This is a genomic window from uncultured Microbacterium sp. (assembly GCF_947632095.1).
In the GTDB taxonomy this organism is placed as follows: domain Bacteria; phylum Actinomycetota; class Actinomycetes; order Actinomycetales; family Microbacteriaceae; genus Microbacterium.
Genome location: NZ_CANROA010000076.1, coordinates 1 through 5,868, shown reverse-complemented (window position 1 = coordinate 5,868; position 5,868 = coordinate 1). Strand labels below are relative to the sequence as shown.

8 protein-coding genes are annotated in these 5,868 nt (G+C 67.0%); 7 read left to right on the top strand and 1 reads right to left on the bottom strand.

All coding sequences use genetic code 11. From position 1 onward, the window contains the following. The first annotated feature begins 9 nt into the window (after positions 1-9). From rpmB to Q0Z66_RS11775, 6 genes are all read left to right on the top strand, one after another. Positions 10-246: a 50S ribosomal protein L28 gene (rpmB, locus tag Q0Z66_RS11800; RefSeq protein ID WP_298041386.1), complete on the top strand. Its 237-nt coding sequence runs from the start codon at positions 10-12 to the stop codon at positions 244-246. Continuing rightward, on the top strand, positions 246-416 hold the full coding sequence (rpmG, locus tag Q0Z66_RS11795) for a 50S ribosomal protein L33 (protein WP_298041383.1): 171 nt from the start codon (positions 246-248) through the stop codon (positions 414-416). Before rpmB ends, rpmG begins: the two co-directional genes overlap by 1 nt. A 3-nt stretch (positions 417-419) precedes the next feature. Next, positions 420-725, top strand: a complete 306-nt coding sequence (gene rpsN / locus Q0Z66_RS11790) for a 30S ribosomal protein S14 (protein ID WP_298041381.1) — start codon at positions 420-422, stop codon at positions 723-725. 98 nt (positions 726-823) lie between these two features. Continuing rightward, positions 824-1,648 carry a hypothetical protein gene (locus tag Q0Z66_RS11785; protein ID WP_298041379.1) on the top strand — a complete coding sequence of 275 codons (825 nt, stop codon included), beginning with the start codon at positions 824-826 and terminating at the stop codon, positions 1,646-1,648. A gap of 168 nt (positions 1,649-1,816) precedes the next feature. Continuing rightward, positions 1,817-2,104, top strand: coding sequence for an HU family DNA-binding protein (locus tag Q0Z66_RS11780; RefSeq protein WP_017203554.1), 288 nt, complete (start codon positions 1,817-1,819; stop codon positions 2,102-2,104). A gap of 97 nt (positions 2,105-2,201) precedes the next feature. Next, positions 2,202-4,202 (top strand): cytochrome c oxidase assembly protein, encoded by a 2,001-nt coding sequence (locus tag Q0Z66_RS11775; protein WP_298041375.1) that lies wholly within the window; start codon positions 2,202-2,204, stop codon positions 4,200-4,202. Here the strand turns inward: Q0Z66_RS11775 and Q0Z66_RS11770 are convergent, their stop codons facing one another. Continuing rightward, a complete protein-coding gene (locus Q0Z66_RS11770) occupies positions 4,203-5,261 on the bottom strand; it encodes a hypothetical protein (RefSeq protein ID WP_298041374.1) in 1,059 nt (352 codons plus the stop codon). A 62-nt stretch (positions 5,262-5,323) separates the two neighbouring features. Between Q0Z66_RS11770 and Q0Z66_RS11765 the strand changes: the two genes are divergently transcribed. Then, on the top strand, positions 5,324-5,868 hold a 545-nt coding region (locus Q0Z66_RS11765), incomplete at its 3' end, for an AAA family ATPase (protein ID WP_298041372.1).

Genomic DNA, 5,868 nt, shown 5'->3' with positions numbered 1-5,868 from the left:
AGTAATCACATGGCAGCAGTGTGCCAGGTGACAGGAGCTGTTCCCGGCTTCGGTCACAACATCTCGCACTCGCACCGTCGGACGAAGCGTCGCTTCGACCCGAACGTGCAGAAGAAGACCTATTTCGTGCCGTCGCTCGGCCGTAAGATCACGCTGAACGTGTCCGCCAAGGGCATCAAGGTGATCGACGTGCGTGGCATCGAGAACGTCGTCAAGGACCTCCAGGCGAAGGGTGTGAAGCTCTAATGGCTAAGAAGGCTCAGGACGTCCGTCCGATCATCAAGCTGCGTTCGACGGCAGGCACTGGTTACACCTACGTGACCAAGAAGAACCGTCGCAACACCCCCGACCGCATCGTGCTCAAGAAGTACGACCCGGTCGTCCGCAAGCACGTCGAATTCCGAGAGGAGCGTTGATCCATGGCTAAGAAGAGCAAGATCGCTCGCAACGAGCAGCGCAAGGTCATCGTCGAGCGCTACGCAGAGCGCCGCGCTGAGCTGAAGAAGACCCTGGTCGACCCCAACGCCACCGACGAGGCCCGCGAGGCCGCACGCGTCGGCCTGCAGAAGCTGCCCCGCAACGCTTCGCCGGTCCGCGTCCGTTCGCGCGACGCCATCGACGGCCGCCCCCGTGGCATGCTCACGAAGTTCGGCATCTCGCGTGTCCGCTTCCGTGACATGGCTCACCGCGGCGAGCTGCCCGGCATCACCAAGTCGAGCTGGTAAGCGATAGCTTCCTGATCGGGGCGAGGTTCTTCGGAGCCTCGCCCCTTTCTCATCTCTGAAAGACAGCAGTATTCATTTCCCGGGGGGAACCGCCGACCATGTCGAACATCATCACCGATAGAACATTCATCAACCGGGCTGCGCGCGGCGGCATCGGGCTCGTCGTCGTCCTGATCCTCTTCGCCCTCGGCTTCGGGGCTCTCGGATACGCCAACGTGACGGGCCTAGCGAAGGACGTCGGCGCGACCTATGCGGCGACGACCGGGGACGTGATCTCGGAGGGAACGACGAAGGTGCGAGAGGGCGGACGCCGCTCGCGCCACTGGGTCGAATACCGCACCGTCACGATCGAGTACGACGTGGCGGGTCTCGTCCGCACCTCGGACTCGATCCGCAACGAGGACCTGCAGATCGGTGACCGCATCGACATCTGGGTCGAGACCCGCGACGGCGACGTGTTCCTCGAGAAGCCCGGCGCCCCCGGATTCTGGAACTGGACGTGGGCGATCGTCGTTCCCCTCATCGCGCTCGGGCTGCTGCTCTCCATCGTGCTCACCGTACGCAGCAGCATCCGTCTGAAGAACTTCGACCCCGCCGGCCGCGAACCCGACTTCGTCTTCGCGATCGACGGCGTCGAGGCGCATCAGGCGAGCCGCCGCTCGAAGAAGCGCATCTTCACGCTCCAGGGCGCGACCGAGACGAACTCGATCGCATCGCGGATCGGCGCCACGGGCAAGCTGGTCGTCGGAGAGAAGAACCTCCCGCCGGTGGCGAACTTCCCCGCACGCCTGACCGGGTACTACCTCACCCCGGGAGCGGAGAGCACGGATGTGGTTCTGCACACCCCCGAACTCGGCGACTCCTGGTGGTCCGCAGTGCTCTCGTTCGAGCTGGTGCTCGATCAGCAGAAACCCGCCCCGTGAGCCACATTCGTCACATCTGCACCGCGACACGCGCATAAAAAGCCCAAAACCCGCGAAATGACGCGGAATTCTCGGCTGAGATTGATACATTCGAGGCGGTCACACGACCAGGGGCACTCGCTCCGACAACAACGACAACGCGACGGTCTCTCGTCGCTGGAGGATGACATGGCTGACAAGTCCATCACCAAGACCGAGCTCGTCGCGAGCATCGCTTCCGCCACCGGCCAGAGCCAGGCCACCGTCTCGGGCGTCCTCGACTCCCTCTTCGCGACGGTCTCGGATGCAGTTGCCAAGGGCAGCAAGGTCTCGATCCCCGGCTGGATCTCGTTCGAGCAGGTCGACACCGCCGCTCGCACCGGCCGCAACCCGCAGACCGGCGCCGAGATCAAGATCCCGGCCGGCAAGCGCGTCAAGGTCACCGCTGGCTCCAAGCTCAAGGCAGCCGTCAAGTAAGACCGCTTCCCTCACGAAGGCCGCACCTCCATCCGGAGGCGCGGCCTTCGTGCATCCATCGGGGCTTTCCCTAGGTGGGCGAGCATAGGCTGGAGGGGTGAGTTCCCCGAGCCCCCGTTCCTCGCGCCCTTCGGCGTACCGCGCGGGCGGACTGCTGATCCTCGTGATCGCCACCGCGGTCGCCCTCATCGCCGCACTGGTCTACGGCGGGGGTGCGGCACCGCTCGTCATCGCCGATCCCGGCGAGTTCGTGCGCTGGGGCCTGCCCGTGGCGCGCACGATCAACAACCTCGCCGCGGCCGCCATGATCGGCCCGATGGTGCTCGCCCTGTTCGCCCTGCGCGCGGGGGAGAAGCCGTTCGAGATCGCGCTGGACACGGCATCCCTCGGCGCCGCCGTCTTCACGCTCTCGTCCGCAGCCACGGCCTTCCTCACCTTCCAGTCGGCGTTCAACGCGCAGGTCACGCTCGACAACCAGTTCGGCGAGCAGCTCGGACGATTCCTCCTCGACCTCCCTCTCGGACGCGCCTGGCTGATCACGACGATCATGGGCGCGCTCATCACGATCCTCGTCTTCGCCTGGCGCACATGGACCCCGGTCCTGCTGACGACGCTCCTGGCGGCGGCATCCCTTCTGCCCATGGCGACGCAGGGGCATTCCGGAGAACTCTCCGGCCACGTGATCGCGGTCAACTCGATCCTGCTGCACACGGTCGGCGCCGCCGTCTGGCTCGGCGGCCTGCTGCTGCTCGTCGTGCTCCGCGACACCCCGGGCGTCGACCGCACGGCACTGGTGAGCCGGTACTCGAGCCTGGCGATCGTGTCGTTCTTCGTCGTCGCAGCCTCGGGGGTCGTGCGCTCCACCGTCGGCCTCGGCGGCTGGGACGGCCTCTGGACGCCCTATGGCCTGATCATCGTCGCAAAGGTCGTGCTGCTGGGCGGCATGGGCCTGCTCGGCGCCTGGTACCGGGTGCGTCTCATCCCGCGCCTGTCGGGAGAGCGCGCCTCGCGCTGGTTCTGGATGCTGGTGCTCTGCGAGGTCGCGCTCATGGGTCTGGCCTCGGGGGCTGCTGCCGCCCTCGCCCGCACGCCCCCGCCCACGGGTGAGACGGTGCCCGTGCAGCAGACCCCGGCGGAGATCCTCACCCGCGAGCCGCTGCCGCCGGAGTTCACCCTCGACATGTGGCTGTTCGGCTGGGACTGGGACATCCTCTGGGCGATGGCCGCAGCCCTCGGTGCCTTCTTCTACGCCGCGGGCGTCTGGCGCCTGCACCGCCGCGGCGACCGCTGGCCGATCCACCGCACGATCATCTGGATGTTCGGCCTGCTGCTGCTCGTCTGGGTGACCTGCGGCCCGCTGAACCTCTACCAGGACTACCTGTTCAGCGTGCACATGCTCGGTCACATGATGCTGTCGATGGCGATCCCGCTCGCGCTCGTCGCCGGCGCCCCGATCACCCTCGCGCTCCGCGCGATCGAGAAGCGCGACGACGGCACCCGCGGTGGCCGTGAGTGGATCATGTGGGCCGTGCACTCGCCGTTCTCCCGCGTCGTCACGCACCCGATCGTCGCCGCGGCGATCTTCATCCTGTCGCTATGGGCGTTCTACTTCACCGACATCGTCCGCTGGGCGATGTACGAGCACCTGGGCCACGAGTGGATGATCATCCACTTCCTCATCTCCGGCTACCTGTTCGTCATGAGTCTCGTCGGCGTCGACCCCGTCCCGTACCGCCTGCCCTACCCGGGTCGGCTCATCACCCTCATCGCCGTCATGGCCATGCACGCCTTCTTCGGCATGGCGATCATGATGCAGGAGGGGCTCATGGTGGCCGAGTGGTTCGGCTCGATGGGACGCACCTGGGGCCCCACCCCGATGGAGGATCAGTACATCGGCGGCGGCATCGCCTGGTCGGTCGGCGAGATCCCCACGCTCATCGTCGCGATCACCGTCGCGATCCAGTGGAGCCGAGACGACACGAAGGTGCAGCGGCGCCAGGACCGTCACGCCGATCGCACGGGCGACGCCGAGCTCGAGGAGTACAACGCGCGCCTTGCGGCTCTGGCAGAGAAGGACCAGCAGCGCGCGAACCGCTGATCAGCTGCTGGGAGAGCCGACCCGGATCGACGCCGACCCGTCGGGCAGGATCGAGATGGTGCCGTTGACCTGGAACGGGACGTCCTGCGAGACCTGCTCGACCGAGCCGTCGAAGAGCGAACGGATCTCGACCTCGATGTGGGCGACGGCATCCGTCGTCGGGATCACCCATTGGCCGCCATCGGGCGCGACGGTCACCTGCGGCTGCGCCGCGATCGACCAGGAGGGCAGGCCTTCGATGCGGTTGCGCACCTCGAGCCCGAAGGGGCACGCGGTGGGCTGGAGCACCTCCTGCGTGGTGCACGCGGTGAGGAACTCCTCGACACGGTTCTGCACGACCTCGAGGAACTCGGCGGTCGGTTCGGCCTGGACCTCGACGGCGGTCTGCGTGAGGGGGGAATCGGCGAGCACACCGACACCCGGGGACGTCGATATCGGGGTGTCGACGGTGACCGAGTAGACGCCCGGGGTGAAGACCAGCAGCGGCAGCGGATCGGTCGCGACGGCGTCGAGTCCGTCGCCGGAGACCTGCCGCCGGTCGATCTCGAAGCCGTTCACCGCGAACTGGTCGGCGCCGAGCACGGTGAGGGAGATCGCCGCGAGCGGGGTCTCGGTGAATCGCCAGTTCGGCGTCACTCCCACCCAGCCGTCCTGCTCCACCTGAAAAGTGCTGGTGCCGGAGTAGCCGGCGGCGAGATACGAGACGGTGACCGAGCTGACGCCGTCGGTGGTCTCCTCCGAGAGCACCTCGATCCCGGAGAGCGGGGCGAGAGTGGCCTGCCGCAGCAGCGCCTCCGAAGCGGCGGCATCGATTCCCGCTTCCTCGAGGGTGTCGCGGTCGATCGCGACCCCGGGCACGCGCAGTGCATCGGCCGCACGCCCGGTCGAGAGCAGATCGAGGTAGCGGGAGACGAACGCGGAGGGGCCGTAATACTGCTGATACAGCGCGGCTCCGCCGGCGCCGAGGGCGGCGAGCAGCAGAACGCCGATCAGAGCGAGCAGTGAGAGATCTGCCACGAGGCGGCGACGCACCGGCGTCGACGTCTTCGGCTGATCCATGGCGCCAGTCTAGGAGCGCGGGCTGTGACAGTGCCGAGCATGACGCACGTACCATGAAAGGCGTGTCCTTCCCCGAACTCTCCACCGAGCAGCAGGAGCTGTATCGCCTCATCGAGGACACCCGCGAGCACGTGTTCATCACGGGCCGCGCCGGAACGGGCAAGTCGACGCTCTTGCAGTACTTCGCCTGGAACACGCAGAAGCAGATCGCGATATGCGCGCCCACGGGCGTCGCGGCACTCAACGTCGAGGGGCAGACGATCCACTCGCTGTTCCGTCTTCCGATCGGGTTGATCGCCGAGAGCGAGATCGAGCAGAACGACGCCACCCGGCGCATCCTCAACGCCATCGACACCCTCGTGATCGATGAGGTCTCGATGGTCAACGCCGACCTGATGGACGGCATGGACCGGGCTCTCCGTCAGGCGCGGGGCCGCCGGGCCGAGCCCTTCGGCGGGGTGCAGATCATCATGTTCGGCGATCCCTACCAGCTCGCCCCGGTGCCGCCGCGCGGTGATGAGGCGCGCTATGTGAAGGATCATTACCGCTCGTTCTGGTTCTTCGACGCGAAGGTGTGGGCGGGCGCCACGATGGGGGATGCCGGTGC